Genomic DNA, 18,645 nt, shown 5'->3' on the forward strand with positions numbered 1-18,645 from the left:
GTCATGAATGTCAGCCTGTTCCTCAGACCCTGCCGTCTGCCCCTGCTCCTCGCCGCCCTGATGGCGAGCCCCCTCGCGGCCCAGGCAGAGGAGGCTTGCATCAAAAATCATCTGGCCGTCGCGACCTTTGAAGGCAATCCGTCGTCGGGCGAAGGTTATCAGGCCAGATGCCTGTTGCTGAAATCCGGCAATGCGCCGTTGCCCTTCTGCGCCTTTGCCAACAGCAAGGGCACTTTCGTAGGGCGGGGCGACAGCGGCGATCCCAACAAGAAGACGCAGTCCTCCCAGACAATTCTCACCGACCTGCCGAAGGGCCTCAAGGAGGCAACACCATCGACCTATCCGGCCGAGGCCATCGCCTGCCTCACTACGGTCGTCGGCACCGACGATCAAAAGGCCGCCCTTGCCGGCTTTTTCACGAAAGCGTCTCCCCTGCCCGAGGGCCTGGGAATCAAGAGTCAGACGTTCGATCCGATCAAACTCAGCAGAAGCGACCTGGCCGAATTCCAGTCCCAAATCATCAAGGCCGTCCAGACCCAACCCAAAGATACCGATACGAAATTGGTTCCCCCCCTGGACAAGGAGGTCAGGACCTTCCTCGCCGCCCTGGGTGAGGAAACCCCGGGTGATGATCTGGTCGGAGCCGTCAAGCGGATCACCCCCAACACCGAGACCAAGTGGGTTCGCATCCCGGGAGAAAGGTACGACGCCCTGGCAAAGGTCATCGTCAATCCGGAAGGCCTTGCCTGGGCCGGCTCCCTCCTGGCCGAGCTCAAGGAACCGGGGCCAATCTCCCGCCTGAGCACCATTTCGGCGGAAAGCATCAGACTCGCGCTGAGAGAACCGGAGCGTCTCAAGGCCGATGCCGTGCTGCTGCCGCCCCTGTGGCTTGTAATTGCAGGAACCCTGACCGCTTTGCTGATTGTCGCCGCCGGTTCGGGCGCCGCTGGCTGGATATTGCGCGGGACTCGCACCGCCAAAGCCGCCGCAGCCGACAAGAGCACGGAGTCGAGCCTCGAAGACATGGCGAGAGCCCTGGATCTGCGCTATCCGGACGACAGGCATAACCTGCTGTTCTGCGTCCAGCGTGCCTCCGAGCAGGCTCGGCAGTGGGACAAGGTGCGGCGGGAACTGCCCTCCATCCTGGACGTGCCGGACATCAAGGATGCCGAAGACCTGAAGTACCGGGTGGAGAGCCGTTCCAGGCTGGTCAAAAGTCTGGCGGCGCTGGCCCCCGGCGAGTCCGGCCCCTATGGTCAGGGCGCCGAGGCCCGTGCAGAAACGGTCTTGCGCACCCTGAAGGAAAAAGACGAGGCCGTGTCCAAACTGGCGGTGACGCTAAAGGCCGTCTGCCCCAGCTTCCAGATGGAAAGCTGGGGAGTCGACACCTTCTCACGTACCCTGGACACGCTGCTGGCCGAAGCGGACAACGCCACGACCCTGGCCGTGGCGGCCAGCAATATCAAGACGTTGCGCCAGAACCACCTGACGGCATTGCAGCGGGCGGAGTTGAGCGCGCGGCAGCTTCGCGAAGCCATGGCCAGGGCGCTGGCATTGCCCGTGGACGCCAGCTTCGAGGACATCGCGAGCGCCACCACCGGCCAGTGCCGGGTGGCGGAAGCCGCCCAGAACGCCTTCAGGTCCAGGGATGATCTCGCCCCGCCACCCTCCGTCCCAGAGGCGCTGCGACAATTGCAGCAATGGAGCCGGGAATTGGGCGGCAGCGACAACCTCGCCGCCCTGGCCGAATTGGGCCGATCCCGAATCCGGGACCTGACCGGCCGAATCGCGGCCAAGGACGACGCCTTGCGGACCCTCGAGGCCGCCGGACACATCTTGGCCCAACTGGAAGATGCTCTGGGCGCCGGGCGCGAGCAGGTGGTTTCGGCGGTTGCCCGGCAAAAGCAGGACATGGCCGCCATGCGCGCCCGCTGCGACGAGCTGGAGCCTAAAGTGGAACGTGGCCTGCAGGCCGAGGAACTGGCCCGGGCCTGGGACGGCTTCATCCGCCCGGTGCTGAGCGAACAACTGGGCTATAGCGTTCCCGACCTGTCTTCGGCGGCGGAGCTGAATGATTTCTCCGCCTTGCTCGGGACGGAGCATCCCGCGTCGCGGCAATTGCGCCTAGCACTGGTGGTGGCGAACATGAACCTGTCAAAAGCCCTGACGGCCGTGAGGGAGGCGGGGCGCGACGACGTCCTGGCCGCCCTCGGCTTCCAGACCATCACACAGGATCTCGGGGCGCTGTTCCCAGACGGAATCGCCAGGGACGAAGCCGCCGTGTGGGCTGAACAGGTGGGGCCAGGCCTCAACACCGGAAGCATGGTCCGGATCTTCCGGGCCAAGGCTCTTCTGGCGGGCTATTTCGCCGCCGACCCGGTCTTCCTGCCCCTGCGGCAATTGATCGATTCCTTCTCGACCAATCTGACGGACATCTGCCGCAAGGTGGGATGCCGCATCACCGTCCCCACCATCCTGGGACCGCCCCAGGCCGGCGTGGACCAGCATTGGGATGCCCTGCCCGAATTGCGCCGTCTGCCCGAAGTCCGCAAGCGGCTGGAGGATGCCCTGACCCGGCGCGAGACCATCGTGGTGGACATCCACAATATCGGCGTGGCGTCACCGACCGACACGGTTCGGCCCGGCGTCGTCATGCTCAACCCCGCCGATTGGTGAGGACCGGAGAGCGCCATGTCACGTCCGATTGTCGCCGTCACCATTCTTCAATCCGTCATTCTGCTGGCGGTTCTCGTGATCTATCCCGCGGTGAGCCGACTCACCATCCGCAGTCCCGAGACGGCAACCGCGGTGGCGGCTCCGGCGGCTCCGCGTCCGGAACTTCTCCGTGTCCCAGGGATACCCCAGGATTACGACGCCTGGGCACGCAAGATGGTCGAGCGCGGCGGCATGGAGCAGGGAAAGCTGTTGCCCGACATGGCCGAACGCCTGTTGGCCCGCATCAACAAGGAACGTGAGGCCAAAAGGCTCGCACCGTTGGCCAGGGCGCCGAATCTTGGAATCGCCGCCCAGGCCCATTCCGTCGATATGGCGGTCAACGGCTATCTCAACGCCATCGGACCTAATCTGTGGCAGGCCCAAGGCCGTGTCGCGGCACTGGACCGGACGTTCGTCGGCGACGTGACCGAAGCCCTGGCCCGTACCGGCAAGGAGGGTAAGGGCCGTGACCGGGCCGACATGCTGTTCGAGCGGCTCATGGACCGCATGGAGACGATGGCCGCTATTTTATCCCCCCAGGGAAAGCTGGCAGGTGTCGGCGTCGCCGAGGGAGACGACGCTTTCGTCGCCACCGTGGTCATCGCCAATCCCGTCGCCACCCTGACGACAGGCCTTCCGGCCACCGTCCGTACCGGCCAGATGCTTGCCGCCGCCGTGACCTTATCGTCCATTGGCTCCCCGAAAAGCTGTTCCTTCCACGACACGGATCATTCACAGGACCTTCCGGAACAGCCGGTCGCCGATTGCCGGGCGCCGGCCAAGGCGGGCCGCTATCACCTGATCCTCCACTTCGCTGGAAGCGGCCGTCCCCATACCGGTCCGATGTTCACGGTGGGGGACGGATCGGCTCCATGAGAAACTGGGCTCCGACCCTGAGCCGATCGGCGGGCGAAATCCGGCAGGATCTGGAAGTCTTTGTCGAGCAGGCCGCCATGAGGGACGACGTCCTGGCCATCCTTGACGCCATCGCCGAATCGGACCGGGCTGACCTGCACCCCCTTGTGCCCGAATTTCGGCTCCGCCTCGACCGCGCCAGTCGCCAGCCCCCAAAACCGGCCAGTCGATTGCGACAGGTGGAGGACCAGTTGTCGTCGGTCCAGGGGCCGCGGGATTACCGCTATCCAGTCCTCCTCTCAGAGCTGTTCGCACCGGCTCTCGACGGCGCTGCCGAAGGCCAGCGGCTGCGACGGCAGGAACTGGACCGTCTGGCCAGTTTCGCGGAAGGCGCACAATCCAGGGCGGATTTCGGCATCGCCAAGAGCATTTTGTTAGGGCTCCGCCGCGCCAAGGGCGGATTGCCCCAGGTGGAAGAGGCTCTTGCCTGGCTTGCCCAGGCCCAGGCGCGGCAGGCGCTCGACGCGGGGTGTCCCGGAGCGGCGAGGAAAGCCCTGGCCGAAATTTCCGCCCAATGGCTTGATCCGGCGCTGATCGCCGCCATCGAAGGCGCCGAACGGCACGCCCAAAGCCTGGAGGATCTGATGCGGTCGGCCGAGGCGTTGGCCGTGGCCGATTGGCCGGACCTGGAGATGAGCGAAACCACCTGCGGACAGTTGAGCGCCTTTCATGCGGCGGCTCCGGGTCTCGCCGCCCGTTGCCCGGAACTCGGCCTCCAGATTCAGCGCCTGCGACGCGACCAGGAAGCCTTCCTTCAGGCACAGGCGGAATCCTGCCAGGACCTTTTCCAGGTCTCTCAACTGCTGGAGCGGTTGAACCCGCTGGGCGCGTCCTGGATCGACCGGTTGTCCTCGGACTGGTTCGAGGTTGCCCAGGCCGCCTGTCGCCGTCTCCATGACGAGGCCATGGAGACGGCGACATCACCAGCCCAGTTGACCGATGCCTTGCCCCCATCCCCCTCGCCGCCCCTGACTCGGCTCGTTCCCGAACTGACCAGCCTCCGGGCCGGGCTGGACGAATGGGCCTCCGACTGGGTTGCCGTGGAATCCGGCGCTATTCGGGGCCTGAGGCGACGGGACACCCCTCCCGAGGGGCTGCGTCGCCGGCTGGACGACCTCGCCGCCAAGCGGGCCATGATCGCGTCCCTGGCCCAGAGCCCGCACCAGCCCGAGCCGTCGTTGCTCGGAGCGGTCGGCCTGCTGCGAGCTGACCCAGCCCTCCGCTCAGAAGTGGATCGGGTACTGGAGCAACTCGAAAGGCAGGTGCGGCACCACGAGATCGAATCGTTTCTGACCCGGCTGGATGTCCCACCCCATACCGTGCCGCGCCTGGATGAGGCGCTGCGCGAAGCCATCCCGCAGCTCAGCGAATTGCGTGACGCCCAGCCGTTGAAAAGCCATCAGGCCGCCTTGATCTGGTGGCGGCGCTGGGAAGAACTGTCCCCGACCCTTGACGCCGCCTGCGACGAGTATTCCGCCTTTGGCAAAGTTCTGGAGACCATTCGCGACGAACGCCTGGGGCAATGGCAGGCGGCGCTGGAAAGGCTCTTCGCCGATGGCGCCCCTCCCCTTCCGGACCCGGACGCCATCGCCCGGGATCTGCGCGACGGCGGGCCGGTCGAGTTCGCTGGTCTGGCCGCAACATTCGAACGGCTGGGGCTGGAGCGCACGTTGCGGGAGCACCTGCGCCTGGGCCGCTTTGACGATGCCGGCCGGGATGTGGCCCGGCTGAAGCAGGCCGGCGCCGCCCCGGCATTCTTGGACAATCTGACGCTCCAGATGGAAATTGGCCGTTCCCGTGCCGGCGAAGCCGGCAGCACGGCTCTCCATCACCTGTGGATTCAGCGCTCGGCCGACATCATTCTGGCCATGCCGGACATCGCCGGTAATATCCTGCTTGAAGCCTTCCAGACCGCCTGGCACGACGGTGACCTCCCGGCATTGAACAACCTGGCCGCGACCACGCCGTTCCCGGGGGGTGACGACGCATCCATCGCCGGCCGTCTGAACTTCTGGCGGAATTTCGTCATCTCTGTCCCCGCCCTGTTGGATGATTTTCCCCTGGCGGCGGATTTCGAGCGGCTGGGATCGGCCCTGTTCGGCGACCTGCCCGTCGTTCTTCGCCCGACGGTGTTGGCTCCGCTGAAATGGCTAGCGGCCGAATGGGAAAAGCGGAACAGCCGAACGGCCCTCGCCTGGTGCGCCCTGGTACTCGCCCCAATCTGGCCCGAACTGGCGCCATTTTGCTCCGATGCCCCCCGGCACCTGACCAGGGAATTGGAAACCGGCATCAAGTCGGCCCTGGCGGATATCCGCGCCCTGCCGGACCTTCGGTCGGACACCGTGGCGCCTGTGCTGCAACGATGCGAGGAACTCCAAGCCAGGTGGCGGCACCTGGAGGATTGCTTGCGCCGGGCGACGGTTCCGGTCGGCATGCCGGCCGCACCCAAGGGCTTGGCCAGAGCGACCACCGCTGTCGACAGCCTGAGACGCCTCACCGCCCGGGTCGAGGCGTTGCTGTCCGCGGACTTTCGCGACCCGGCGACCCATGATCAGTGGATTTCCATCAGAACGGGGCTGCTTGCCTTGAAGGCCGACCTCGGCAAAACGGCCTTCAGTTCGACCGTGGAAACCATTGACGGCCTCGAACCGCTGTTCCGCCTTCGCCCAAGGTTCGAGCGCTACGTGGAGGCCTGCCGGAGAAGCATCGCTCCCGATGACCTCGACAACGACGACGATATCGGAGGCATTGATGGCTTGGCGGGGGAGATGCAGGTCCTGCTTCGCCAGTGCGGCATGCAAGACAGCCCCGGCGCCGCGCTGCTGTGGGCCGATTGCGCCAGGACGCTGACCGAGGCGGATGCCGGAATGGCGGCACTCCTGTCCGGCCAAGGGCCGGAAGGATTGCGGGCGGCGATCCAGACCCTGGGCGGCGAATGCCGGGATATGCGGCGGTTGGTCACGGCTCTGATCGCGGCCCTTCCCTCGACCGTCGTCGAAAGTCCGAAGCATATCGCCAAGCTGGTCGCGGCCTTTCCAAAGGACATGCCTCCCAGGCGCCGTCCTCAATTGCTGCTGCGCCGCTTTTGCCGGCACGACGTCATGCCGGGACTGCTGGCCCGCCACCCCTCCCATTTTCCGGCATGGGTCCGGCTTCTAAGTTAGGACTATTCCACCGAGATGGTCACCGGGGCCGACATCCGCTCGCCGTCGCCGGTGGCCACCTGGAAGACATGAATTCCGGCGGTCAGCGGCCAGTGGACGGGCTGGTGGGCGGCGGCCTGGCGCCAGGGCTTGCCGTCCACCAGCCACAGCACCGTCTCGATGCCCCGCCCGACGGTGGCGCGGAGATTCAGCATGTCCGCCTCGGCCGGAGTCTCGGGATTGCGGGCCATGCGCAATCCGTCACGGGGAGCGATGACCTTCAGCGTTCCATCGGGCGCCTGGACGGCCGGGACCCGCCGCTCGGCGCGGGTCTGGGGACGGTCCAGCGGACTGATCTCGGTGGGCGGCGGAGGCAGGGCGTTGGCGCTGCCCCAGGCGGCGTGCTCGGGGGGGAAGGCGGCAAAGGTGCGCTCGCCCACGTAATCGCGGGGCGTCCACGGCGCCGCCAGCAAACCATTGCGCAGATCCACCTTCAGCAGTTGGAAGACATCGTCCTCCTCCGGCGGGTGGCCATCGGCAAACCACTCCACCAGGGTCTGGGAGCACCGTCCCGCCGCGCGCAGGCCGGTCCTGGCGCATAATTCCACCGGACGGTAATTGGCCGGTGGCGGGAAGGCCCGTTCGGCGACGTTTTCCCCCCTGCTCTCCCGCAGCCCCACCAGGATCTCCTGAGCCAGCCGGGCCGAGGATTGGGCGCCGGTCATGGCCTGCATGGTGGTGCCTCGCGCCCGGCCGGTCCACACGCCCACCACGGTGTCCATGGTCCAGGCCACCGCCCAGGCGTCGCGGTAGCCCTGGGAGGTGCCGGTCTTGACCGCGATGGGAAGGCCGGACTCGGAGGCGCCCAGCCGGGGAAAGGTCGGCAGCCGCGCCGCCGGATCGGATAGGAACTGGGTGATCTGGCGCGCCGTCGCCGCCGACAGCACCTGACCGGGCGGCGAGAGATCCTGTCCCCGCCACCACACCAGATCCATCAGCCGGCCGTCATCGGCGATGGCGCCATAGGCCCGCATCAGCCTCTCCAGCGTGGTGGGCATGGCGCCCACAGCCAGAACCAGCCCGAAGCGCGACGCCGCCTGGGTATTGTCGTGCAGCCCCAGGGTGGACAGGAACAGATGGGTCTCGTCCAGCCCCGCCTGGCGCAGCACCGACACGGCGGGAACATTGCGCGAGTTGGCCAGGGCCTGACGCGGCAGCATGGGGCCGAGATAATCGTGGTCGGAATTGTCGATGCCCCACTGGGTCTCGGGCAGATCGGCCAGGATGGTGTTGGCGGCGATGCGGCCGCGATCGAGCGCCAGGGCGTAGATGAACGGCTTCAAGGCACTGCCGGGCGAGCGGCTGACCGCCGTGAAGTCGATGGCCCCGGCCTGGGGGGAAAAATAGCTCTCCGAGCCCAGCCAGGCCAGGACCTCGCGGCTGGCGCGGTCCATGACCACCACCGCCACCTGCTCGGCGCCCCGGGAGCGCCAGTCGGGCATCTGCCGGGACGCGGCATCGTGCACCCGGCGCTGGGTGGCCAGATCGAGGGTGGTGGGCACCAGCGGCGGCACCGGCGCCTGGGAGGCGGCCAGGGCGCGCTGCAGCCGCAGCACCGGATGGATCATCTCGGCCGGGCGGCGGCCGTGACGGGGAATGGCCAGATGCTCGATCTGTCTTTCGGCCAGGGCGAATTCCCCGGCCCCCATGAGCCCGGATTCGTGCAGATGAGCCAGGATGCGATGGCCGCGCCGCACCGCCCGCGCCTTGCCCTCGCGGGTGAAGGGGTTCATCCGCCCCGGCGCCTGGGGAATGGCGGACAGGAAGGCGATCTCGGCCCAGGACAGGTCCTCCACCGGCTTGTCCAGGTACCAGCGGGCGGCGTGGGCGATGCCGTGGCTGCCGTTGCCGAAGGGCACCAGCCGCAGATAATGCCGCAAAACCTCGTCGCGCCCGTGGCGGGCCACCATCAGCGTGGCGGTGGCCGCCTCCAGCAGCTTGCGCGGCAGGGTGCGCGGTCCGGGAGCCTGCATGCGCGCCACCTGCATGGCGATGGTCGAGGCCCCCGAGCGGCCGTCGCCGCGCAGCCGCTCGATCCCCGCCCGCACTAAGGCGATGGGATCGACTCCGCCATGGCGGCCGAACCGGCGGTCCTCGATGGCGATGATGGCCGCCGCTACCCGCTCGGGCACCCGCTCCACCGGCCAATAGCCGTAAAGGGTGCCGTCGCGCCCCCCCACCTGGGCCAGAAAGGCGCCGTGACGGTCGAGCAGGATGCGGGTCGCCGCCGGCGCCGTGAGATCGGCACGCGGCCACAGGACCGCCACGGCGAGGACCAGCCCCGCCAGGACAGCCCAGACGGCCCGGCGGCCCCGGGTCACGGCCGGGTCACCACCACCAGCGCGCCGTTGCCGTTGCCGTTCACCGTGTCGTCGTACATGGCGCGGGCCACCGCCGCCGGCTGGATGAAGCGGCCGGGCACGGTGGCGCGGCTGCGAATACGGAAGTGGTAGGTCCCCTTGGGCAACTCGTCATAGAAGTAGCTGATCCTGTCGTCGAGGAAGGCGGCATAGGAGGGCGGGCGCGTCACCGCCTCGGACGGCTTGGCCTCGGGCGGGGCCGTGGCCAGGGCGGGGTTGAGCGGCTCCATGCCAGCGGCCATGGGCACCACCACGGCGATATGAGCCCGATCAGCGGAATTGACCACGGTGACGTGATCCTCGATCACCTCTCCCACCGCCAGGGCGATGGTGGCGGACGGGGCATCAAGGGCCATCCGCCCGCCGAGAGTGCCATCGGGCGCCAGCTTCCACACCTCGCGGTCCACGGCGAAGCCCCGCGCCGCCGCCGGCTGGGTGCTGCCATCGGCCGAGGGCACATAGCTGGTCCTGGCCCACACCGCCAGCGGCTCGGGGGTCGGAGCGCCCAGGCTGATCCGGGCCTCGCCGGGCGGAAGGCTGGTCCGCGCCACGGGCGCGGCATCGGTCAGGCTCAGTTGCCGGCTTTCTCCGCCAAAGGTGACGGTGGCGGCGCGGTCGCCGCCCTTGCGTCCCCCGACCCGAATCCAGTCGGCCAGGGCCAGCAGGGCCTCGGCATTGGCGTTGGTGCTGCCCCAGCCATCGCCCTTGCCCAGCCCCAGCAGGGCATCGGCCAGCAGGCGGTTGCGCGGCTCGGCGGGGCGGGCCGCCAGGGAGGCCCGGAGGATCTGGGCCACACTCCGGGTTTCCGAGGGCAGGATCAGGGGGCTCAGGCCGCCCGCCTCCTGCAATCCGCCATAGACGTCCCGACCCTTGTCCAGCTTGACCACCACGCTGGACCACAGGCGCTGCTGCATCTCGGTCACGGTCGAGGCCGGGGTGGCCGGTGACCTGGCCAGGGCCCAGGCCACCTGGGCCAGGGCCTCGGCGCGCAGATAGGGCGCCTTGCGCGCCAGTTCGGCGGCGTAGGTGGCATCCCCCTGCCCGGCGCCGGTCAGCGCCGCCAAAGCCCACGAGCGTTCGGACCACGACTGTCCGTCGACGAAATCGCGGTAATCGGAGCGCAGCGACTGCTTCAGCGCCACCACCAGCTTGTCCAGCAGCGGCTGGTCCACCGCCATGCCCGCCGCCTTGGCCTCGGCCATGAACTGCACCGCCCAGGCGGTTACCGCCACGTAGCCGCGTCCGCCCGGCCAGTAGGAGACCAGCCCGTTATCGGCCACGGACTGGCCGATCCATTCCTGGGTGGCGCGGACGGTGGCGTTGATCCGCTCCTCCGAGCCGTCCGGCCCCAGCAGCGCGGCGCCGAATTGCCGCGTGCCGAGACTGGCGCGGGCCAGACTCAGGCGCTGCTCGGTGCAGCCGAAGGGGTAAAGCCGCAGGTAATCGAGGCCGCCGGCCAGGGCCACCACGTCCTTGTCCGCCACCACCACGTCGCGTTCCAGGGTACCGGGGCGCACCGGTTCGGTGACCGCCGCCAGCACCACCGGCGCGTCGCCGGAAAGGCGGGCGATGGTACGCTCGGCCACCCGATCGCGGTCGGGCTGGACCGGCAGGCTGACCTGGAAGGCATCCTTGGCCCCGTCGGAGGCGCGATCGACCCCCATGGTGACCAAGACCTCGCCGCTGGCGCCCACCGGGACGCTGACGGGAAAGTCCAGGCGCTGGGAGACATTGGCCTGCCACTCGAAGCCCCGTTCGTCCGACCCGGACAGATCGAGACCGGCAAGCTTCAGCTTGGCCCGGCCCGGCCCCCCGCCGCCATCCACCACCCGGCCGATGGCGGCCAGTTGGAAGCTGTCGCCGGGGCGGACGAAGCGCGGAAGCGCAGGCTGCACCAGCACCGGCAGGCGCACCTGCATGTCGCCGGTGCCGAAGCCGAAGCGGGACGGGCCGCTGACCGCCTTGGCCCGCAGCTTGAAGTTGGTGAGCGAATCGGGCAGCCGCACGGTGACCGTCGCCGTGCCCTCCGGTCCCACCCGAAGCGACGGCTCGTAATAGGGCACCGGGGTGAAGTTCTTGCGCACGGTGGCGCGCAGCAGCGGCGAACCGTCGTCGCCCTCGTCGCCACCCGGCTCTTCCTGCAGCGGCAGCACCCCGAACACCGAATTGCGGGTGTCGCGCAGCTTGGCCTTGCTGTCGCGCGGCACGATGAACTGGGGCAACGGGTCGAGCCGGGCCTCCTTGGCCAGGGCCAGCACCGCCTGATCGACCATCCACAAGGTGACCTCGCCGGCCAGGGGCTTGCCCTGGTCGTCGGCCAGCTTCACCGTCAGGTCCACATCCTGGCCGGGCTGGGCCTTGCGCGGGGCCGAGATCTCCACCTTGACCAGATTTTTGGCGGGCGTCACCGTCACCCATTGGGTGGCCGCCACCGTGGCCGGCTTGCGCAGATCGGCGTGGATGCCGACCTGATCGTCGTCGCCCTTGAGGCGCCCGCGCATCAGCACGAAATGCACCGGCAGGCGCGGCATGTATTCCGCCTTGATGGGCAGCGCCAGGGTGCCGTAGCCGTTCCTGACGGCGACCCATTCATAGAGGTTGCGGCCGTCCGGCTCTTCGATCACCGCCAGGGCCTGCCCGTTCTGGAAGGGGCTTTGCAGCACCAGTTTGGCGGTCTCGCCCGGGGCATAGGCGGTCTTGTCGGGCGCCACCGAGAACACCTCGGCCGGCGGACGCGACCAGGTGGCGGGACGATCCCCACCGGCGAAGAGGTCGACCTTGACGGTCTGCAGGCGTCCCAGCCTGTCCTGGGATTCCACCTCGACCACATAGACCCCCGCCCCGTTGATGGGGAAGGGAACCTTGAACGGCTCGGCGGTGCTGGTCACCGTGGTCTCGGCCACCTTGTCCTCGACCACCTCGGTGACGTATTTGGCCGAGCCCTGGGTGAAGTCGGTGGCCTGGAGAATGGAATTCCATTGCCGCTTCAGCAGGCGCACCACCACCTTCTGTCCGGCGACGGGCTTGCCCTGGGCGTCGTCGACCACCACCAGGGGTTCGAGCCGGTCGGTCTTCTCGATGAAGCGCGGCAGCTTCAGCCCCAGCACGAAGGGCGGCAGGGCCAGCACCTCCTGGGTGTTGGTAACGCTCTGGTCGTCGTCGCCCACCACCGTGGCCTCGACCACGTATTTCCTGGGCTGGGCCGTGGGTTCGATGGTGGGGTCGAGGACCAGACGGGCGGCGCCCTGGGGATCGGTCTTGCCTTCACGTTCCAGCACGGGGCTGGAGCGGAAGGGCTGGTTGCCGGAAAAGCGCTGGTCGGCCGAGAACAGGAAGCCCGGCCGCGCCTTGGGCGTCCAGGCGAAGGGCACCTGGGTCACCCGCCAGCGCAGGGGCTGCTCGGCCACCACGCCGCCAGCGTAATACTCGGTGGTCAGGCCGACCGGGAACGGCGCGTCGAGCCCCACCGACAGCGGCGCGTGCAACTGCACCTCGAAGCGCGGCAGGCGATAGGCTTCCTTCTTGAACTTGGCCACATGGCAGCGGCCGCCCCCGGCTTCGCCATTGGCGTCCTCGGCGGTTTCCTCGTCCTCGGACTCCTTGCGGGTCGCCCCCGGCGCCTTGTAGTCCACGAAGACCTTGTAAATGCCGGTGGCCACCGTCTTGGCGTCGAACTTGTGGTAGAAGCTGCCGAATTCGTTGATGACCAGGGGATAGCGCCATTCGGCCCCGTCGGGAGCCTGCACCACCAGATTGCCGGGCTTGGCCGAAAGCTCCAGCTTGCCCGCCTCGCCCTTCCGCACATAGCCCTTGATATGGACCGGCTCCTCGGGGCGGTAGATGGGGCGCTCGGTGAAGATGTGGCACAGATCCTTGGCCGGGTCCTTGCGGTCTTCCAGCGGGCGCGTCACCCAGCTCAGCCAGCCGTCGTAATACGAGGATTCCCGCCAGCCGCCCTCGGCATAGAACCGGGGCGGACGGGCGGGGTTGAGGACCAGGGTGTCGCCGTCCTTGGCGACCACAATGCGGCGGATGGCATCGTTGCCCTGCCCCGGCGCCTGCCAGGCCACCATGCCGTCCGGCCCGGTGGTGAGCTGCGCCGGCAAGCCGTCGCCCTTGGCCTCCCGGCCCTCCAGCCGGATGGTGGCGCCCTCCACCGGCAGCCCGGTGGACAGCGAGGTGACGGCGAAGCGGACCCGGTCGGCCTCCTCGACGGCCGTCAGGCTGAGATCGGTGACCTGCAGCCGCATCCACACCCGGCTGCTCTTGTTCTCCAGCCGCCGGATGCCGACCAGATAATGGCCGGGCTTGCCCACCCCGGCGATGCGGGCCAAGTGGGGGCGCAGGTTGAGGCCGAAGCTGGCGGTGGCATTGCCCCGGCCCGCCGGAACGCTTACCAGTTCCGAGATGGAGGGCGAACCGAAGGCCCGGATATGCTGGGCGATGGTGTCGTCGGGCACGGAATAGGTATTGGTCCAGGGCTTGGGCTCCTCGCCCGGGGCCGGCGGACGCGCCGACTCGTCGATGACCATGTTGTCGGCGGGAAACGGCCACAACGAGCGGTCCAGCGGGTCGATGGGATGGATGCGCAGGTCCAGGCGCTCGACGCCCCGGGTCTTGACCGGCACCATCTGCGGCCCGAAGCGCTCGGCCAGCCCCTCGCCCGTGGCGAACTTGACGAAGCCCGGCTTGGCGGGGAAGGACAGGAACAACTGGTTGGCCGCCGTCAGATGCAGCGGACGGCCCTTGGTATCGGACAGCGCCGAGGGCTCCAGACGGACCTGATACAGGGTATCGGCCTCGAAGCGGCCCTTGACCACCAGGGTGTTGCCCACGGTCTCGAAACGCAGGTCGTCCACCTGGGGCGACAGGCGCACCAGATTGCGCCCCTCGATGGGGCCCACCGGCTTGGGGCTGCCGGAAAAGGCCAGCATCACCGAGCGCTCGTCGGCCGGGCATTGCAGGGCCCGCTCCCGGGCATAGGACACGCCTTCGGGGGCGGCGGGATAGCCGGTGTCGCGGCAGCCGAACCGGGTGACGTGGAAGGCCTCGGCGGTGGCGAAGGCGATGCGCTGTTCCTCGCGCCCCACCGTCTGGTCGGGGGCCAGCCGGATATGAACCACCACCTTGGTTCCCAACCCGATGGGATGGTGGAGGTTCAGCACATAGGTGGCGGGGTCGGCGGGGCGCAGGCGTTCCATCACCTTGACGTCGAAATCGGCGGCATTGAGGGTCCGGGAGGATTCCCCCCCCACTCCCGGCAGCGGCCGCAGCTCGATGGTCACCAGACGGGCGAGGATCTCGGGCGCGATGGGCTCGCGGAACGACAAGGTGATGGCCTCGACCGGATCGAGGCCCGTCTTGCCCTCCGCCGGCTCGCTGGACACCGGCCCCGACATCAGCGTCACCAGATCCTGGGTGCGCCCCTGCACCGTCCAGGCAAAGCGCCCCATGGGCGGCCAGGCCACCGCCGGACGGAATTGCAAGGTGCGGGCATCCTTCCAGGCAAAGGCGCCGGGATGGGGAGGATCAAGGGTCACGACACGCTCGGGGTGGTCCTCGGCGCCGCCCTTGGCCGGGCCGGTATCGGCGTCGAAGAACACGGTGACCGGGTCCCAACTACGAAGGAAGTGCTCGGGCACCACCTGCGCATTGCCGGGGCGGCGCACCGTATCGTCGGCCCAGGACGATGGAACCGGCGCGAAGACCAGCAGGGCCAGGACGACGGCGAGGACGCGATGGAGGACGGTCATGGCTTGCTGCTCTCTTCCTCGGTGGCGACCAGGGCCCAATAGGCGCGTTTCACATCCTCGGGGGGGCCGGTATCGGGGCGCGTCACCCCCACCAGCGCCGGCTGGACATCCACCGGCGCGGCGTCGCCGCGATTCTCCACCACCAGGAAATAGCGGCCGGCCGCCAGATCGCGCATGGCCACGCTGCCCTCGGCCAGCACGGCGCCTCGGCCGTCCAGCAAGGTCGCCCGCGCCGAATCCGACGAGCCCTTGATGCCGATTCCCACCGGCCCGGCCTTGGCCAGATCGAAGACGAACAGGCGGGCATCGCCCGGCGCCAGCCGCAGCCGTGGCCCCAACCCCTCGCCCAGGGGGACAGGCTCGCTGCGGGCCAGCCGCGCCGAGCCGGCCAGGGGGCCGCCGTGCAGCGGCCGCAGGGCCAGCACCGTGGCGCCCTCCGGCATGAAGACATGCAGCGCCGCGCCCTGAGGCGATGCCGCCACCTGGGGACCGGCGCCGGGACGGCGCAACCCGGCCATCACCGGCTCGGAGCCGCGCAGATGCAGCAGGCCGGGAGCAGCAGTGTCGAAACGCCACGAGACCTCGGCCCCCGACAGGGCCACGGTCCCCGGCACCTGGGGGGCGGCCACCGCCCCCGCCGCCGCCGGCCAGGCCTCCTCACCCGCGCCGTCCAGCCACAGGGCCAGAAGCCCCGGCCGGTGGCGCACCTCCAGCACCCCGTCGTCCTCGACGGCGAGACGGGCGCCGGTGCGGACCTCTCCGTTCTTCTGGATCAGACGAACGCTCTCCACCTGCCCCGACACCTGCGCCACCAGCCCCTTGCCGCGCCCCTCCAGCTCCAGACGCAGAGTTCCGGCACCGGGCAGCCAGCGACTGAGCAACCCGCCGGGCTTCAGCGCGTCCTCGCCCTCGCCGGCCTGGGAGAGGCCCAGGGCATACAGCCCAGCCTCCGCCCCGGCATTGAGCAGCAGCAGGCGATCGGCCGCACTGTCCACGCTGACCGCCTGCCCCCGGTCGCCCGACCACACCACCCGCGCCACCCGGCCGTTCTCCATCAGGGCGGCGGCGAAGCGAGGCGCCAGGGTGAGGTCGAGGCGCTTGCGCCCCGGCGGCAAAGTCAGGTCGCGAGCGCGGTTGGCGGGCACCTGCCCATCGGCCAGCCCCCAGTCGAGCCGACCCGAAATCCGCTCGGCGAACGATATCTGCCGCAGCAGCAGGGGCAGCGCCCCGCCCCCGGACTCGGCCCGCCACAGCCGCACCATGGCGTCCTTGAGCCCCGCCTCGTCGGCCAGCACCGCCACCGCCGAGCCATCGGAGAAGCCACCGGTGCGGGCGTCGTCGAAGGCATCGCGGCCGCCGATGGCCACCCCCGGCTGACCCACCCGCGATTCGGCCAGGAAAAGCAGCGGCGCGGTGACCTTGCCCTCCAGGGGCCAGACGGCCGTCTCCCCCTCCTCCAGGCTCAGGGCCAGCGGCACCCGGGCATCGGGAACGATCCGCCGCGCCGTCACCTTGTGGCCCGTTCCACCCTCGTCGAGCAGCCACAGGCGCGCCCCGCCCGCCATCGCCACCTCCCCGCCGGAGCGGAGGGTCTGGCGATCGGGGGCGGTGGCCCAGCGCAGTCCGGACGGGGGCTGGTCGAAGCGGAACAGTCCCGGCCGGTCCAGACGGATCTCGGCCGCCGAAATGGCGGGCTCGAGGCCGGGAATGGCCGTCAGGGACACGCCATTGGCCAAAGCCCGTTCGGACCCTTCGGCCGCAGTGACAGAGCGCATCGCCAGCGCGATGGGAGCCGCGCCGCGATCCATGGACCACACCCGCAGCCGGTAGGACTCCTTCGCCCCTCTCCCGAGGGGCAGCGCCAGCAGCGCCCGGCGCCCCGAGGCGCTTCCCACGCTCCGCCAGCCGCCATCGGCGGATTTGCGCTCCAGGTCGAGGCCGGCACTGTCCGTGGACCGCGCCTGGGCCACCAGCAGGGCCTCGCCATCGCCCAAGGCCAGCGGCAGGATGTGCACGGCGCCGCCGGCAACCGTGCGGTCCTCGGACGCGGCCAGCGGCGCGCCTTCGATCTCCGCCTGGGCGTCCAGCGTCACCCGGGTTTCCGCCTTGGCCTGGCCCACCGGCTCCACCGCCAGGGTGTAGAAGCCGGGCGCCAGCCGGGCGGCGATGTTGAAGTTCCAGTCATCGGGGCGGTCGTCGGAGCGGCCGATCACCCGACCGGCGGCGTCACGCAGCACGGCGCGGACGTCCTGATCGCCGTAGGAGGAGATTTCCACCATGCGCTCGCGGCCGATGCTGAGGGGGATCACGGCCGGGACCGACACCCGCACGCCGCGCCCCTCGGTCAGTTGGGTGATGCTCGACCGGATGGTGTAGTCGACCCGGTTGTTGGGCCGGACGGTGCGGACCCTGAGGCGATACTCGCCCGCCTCCAGCCGGCCGGCATAGGGCCGGAGGAAATTGAAGGTGGCAAGGGCCTGGCCGTCGCCGCGCTCCAGATCGGCCTCCATGAACTCGGACAGGCCAAAGCCGAGATCGGCGGGGGCCGGCAGGGCGAAGGTCCACAGGTCGCCGCTGCGCTCCCCGCCCTTGGCGGGCTCCTCCCAGCGGTGGCTGGCGCTGCCGTCCAGGGGCAGGGGGTGGGGGCCATGCCCGGCCAGAACGGGAGGCTCGGCCACCGGCTCCAGCAGGCTGACCACGCGGGCCGGCAGGGGCTGGGGCAGGATCACCACGCGATAGCGTCCGGCGGCGAGATCCCATTCAAGATCGCCACGCTGACCGGGCGTGGTCAGCGGCCAGCCCTCGGCATCCTCCAGCCGGATTGCGGGCGTTCCGGCCAGGGTCATGACCCGCAGCCAGTAACGCCCCGCCTCGGCCAGTTCGATCTCGTATTGCAGCGCTTCGCCCGCCTGCAGGCTGGCCCGGGCGACGTTGCCCGCCGACAGCCGACCGCCGTCCCGCAGCGGACTGGCCGCCAGCGACACGCCGAGATGGCCGGTGGTGGCGCCCTGGGGCGCGACGGTCAACTGGTAGCGCCCCTCGCGCAGATAGGTCTGCATCAGGAAATTGCGGCCGGTCCCATTGCCGGCGGCCGAATCCAGCCTGGGCAGCACCTGGGTCCGCAACGTCCCCCTGGTCTCCAGCAGGCCGGTGGTCTCGACCCGGTAGAGCGCCGGGCGCTCCACCTGGACGGTGAAGGTGGCCGATTGCAGCGCCGCCAGATCGAGAAAGCGCGGCTTTCCCGCTTCCAGCAGGGGAAAAGCCGGGCGCCGGGCCAGCACCTCCGCCGAGAGCGGCGGCAGGGGCGGCGGCGCCTCCGCCTTGGGCTGCTCCAGGCGCACGAACGCCCGCACCGGCACGGCGGCCGGATTGGAGAAGGTCACGGAATGCGTGTCCGCCGCCACCTCCAGCCGTTCGGCCGGGGCTCCGCCGGGCGGGGCCAGCATCAGGCGGCGGCCGTCCTCGGCCACGGCATCGAGAGCCCCTGCCTTGGGGATCGACAGCGGCACGGTCACCGCCTCCCCCGCCCGCAGGGTCAGGGGCAGTTCCTCCGTCACGTCCAGGGGCAGGCGGCGAATCAGCGCGCCGCCGCCCTGCCGGGCCGACCGGCTGAGAGTCAGGCGATAGCTCTTGTCCGCCTTCAACGCCACCGGCGTGAAGGTGGCGCCGGTCACGGGCGGGGCCTCGGCCACCGGGTCG

General features: G+C 69.5%; 6 protein-coding genes. 3 read left to right on the forward strand and 3 right to left on the reverse strand.

Translation table 11 applies throughout. From position 1 onward, the window contains the following. The first annotated feature begins 3 nt into the window (after window positions 1-3). Genes AMB_RS14910 through AMB_RS14920 form a run of 3 tightly spaced genes read left to right on the forward strand, consistent with a single transcriptional unit; the run spans window position 4 to window position 6,794 of the window. Window positions 4-2,676: a hypothetical protein gene (locus tag AMB_RS14910; protein ID WP_148207426.1), complete on the forward strand. Its 2,673-nt coding sequence runs from the start codon at window positions 4-6 to the stop codon at window positions 2,674-2,676. Window positions 2,677-2,691: 15 nt separating this feature from the next. Then, window positions 2,692-3,591, forward strand: coding sequence for a CAP domain-containing protein (locus AMB_RS14915; protein WP_011385340.1), 900 nt, complete (start codon window positions 2,692-2,694; stop codon window positions 3,589-3,591). Next, window positions 3,588-6,794, forward strand: a complete 3,207-nt coding sequence (locus AMB_RS14920) for a hypothetical protein (protein WP_011385341.1) — start codon at window positions 3,588-3,590, stop codon at window positions 6,792-6,794. The genes AMB_RS14915 and AMB_RS14920 overlap by 4 nt, the downstream gene beginning before the upstream one ends. Window positions 6,795-6,796: 2 nt before the next feature. Here the strand turns inward: AMB_RS14920 and AMB_RS14925 are convergent, their stop codons facing one another. Genes AMB_RS14925 through AMB_RS14935 form a run of 3 tightly spaced genes read right to left on the reverse strand, consistent with a single transcriptional unit; the run spans window position 6,797 to window position 18,638 of the window. After that, window positions 6,797-9,154 (reverse strand): penicillin-binding protein 1C, encoded by a 2,358-nt coding sequence (locus AMB_RS14925; RefSeq protein ID WP_011385342.1) that lies wholly within the window; start codon window positions 9,152-9,154, stop codon window positions 6,797-6,799. Continuing rightward, the gene (locus AMB_RS14930) at window positions 9,151-14,946 is read right to left on the reverse strand and encodes an alpha-2-macroglobulin (RefSeq protein ID WP_011385343.1); all 5,796 of its coding nucleotides are present in this window, start codon (window positions 14,944-14,946) and stop codon (window positions 9,151-9,153) included. The genes AMB_RS14925 and AMB_RS14930 overlap by 4 nt, the downstream gene beginning before the upstream one ends. Next, on the reverse strand, window positions 14,943-18,638 hold the full coding sequence (locus AMB_RS14935) for a hypothetical protein (RefSeq protein ID WP_011385344.1): 3,696 nt from the start codon (window positions 18,636-18,638) through the stop codon (window positions 14,943-14,945). The genes AMB_RS14930 and AMB_RS14935 overlap by 4 nt, the downstream gene beginning before the upstream one ends. Between the last annotated feature and the right edge of the window lie 7 nt (window positions 18,639-18,645).

The organism is Paramagnetospirillum magneticum AMB-1 (assembly GCF_000009985.1).
In the GTDB taxonomy this organism is placed as follows: domain Bacteria; phylum Pseudomonadota; class Alphaproteobacteria; order Rhodospirillales; family Magnetospirillaceae; genus Phaeospirillum; species Phaeospirillum magneticum.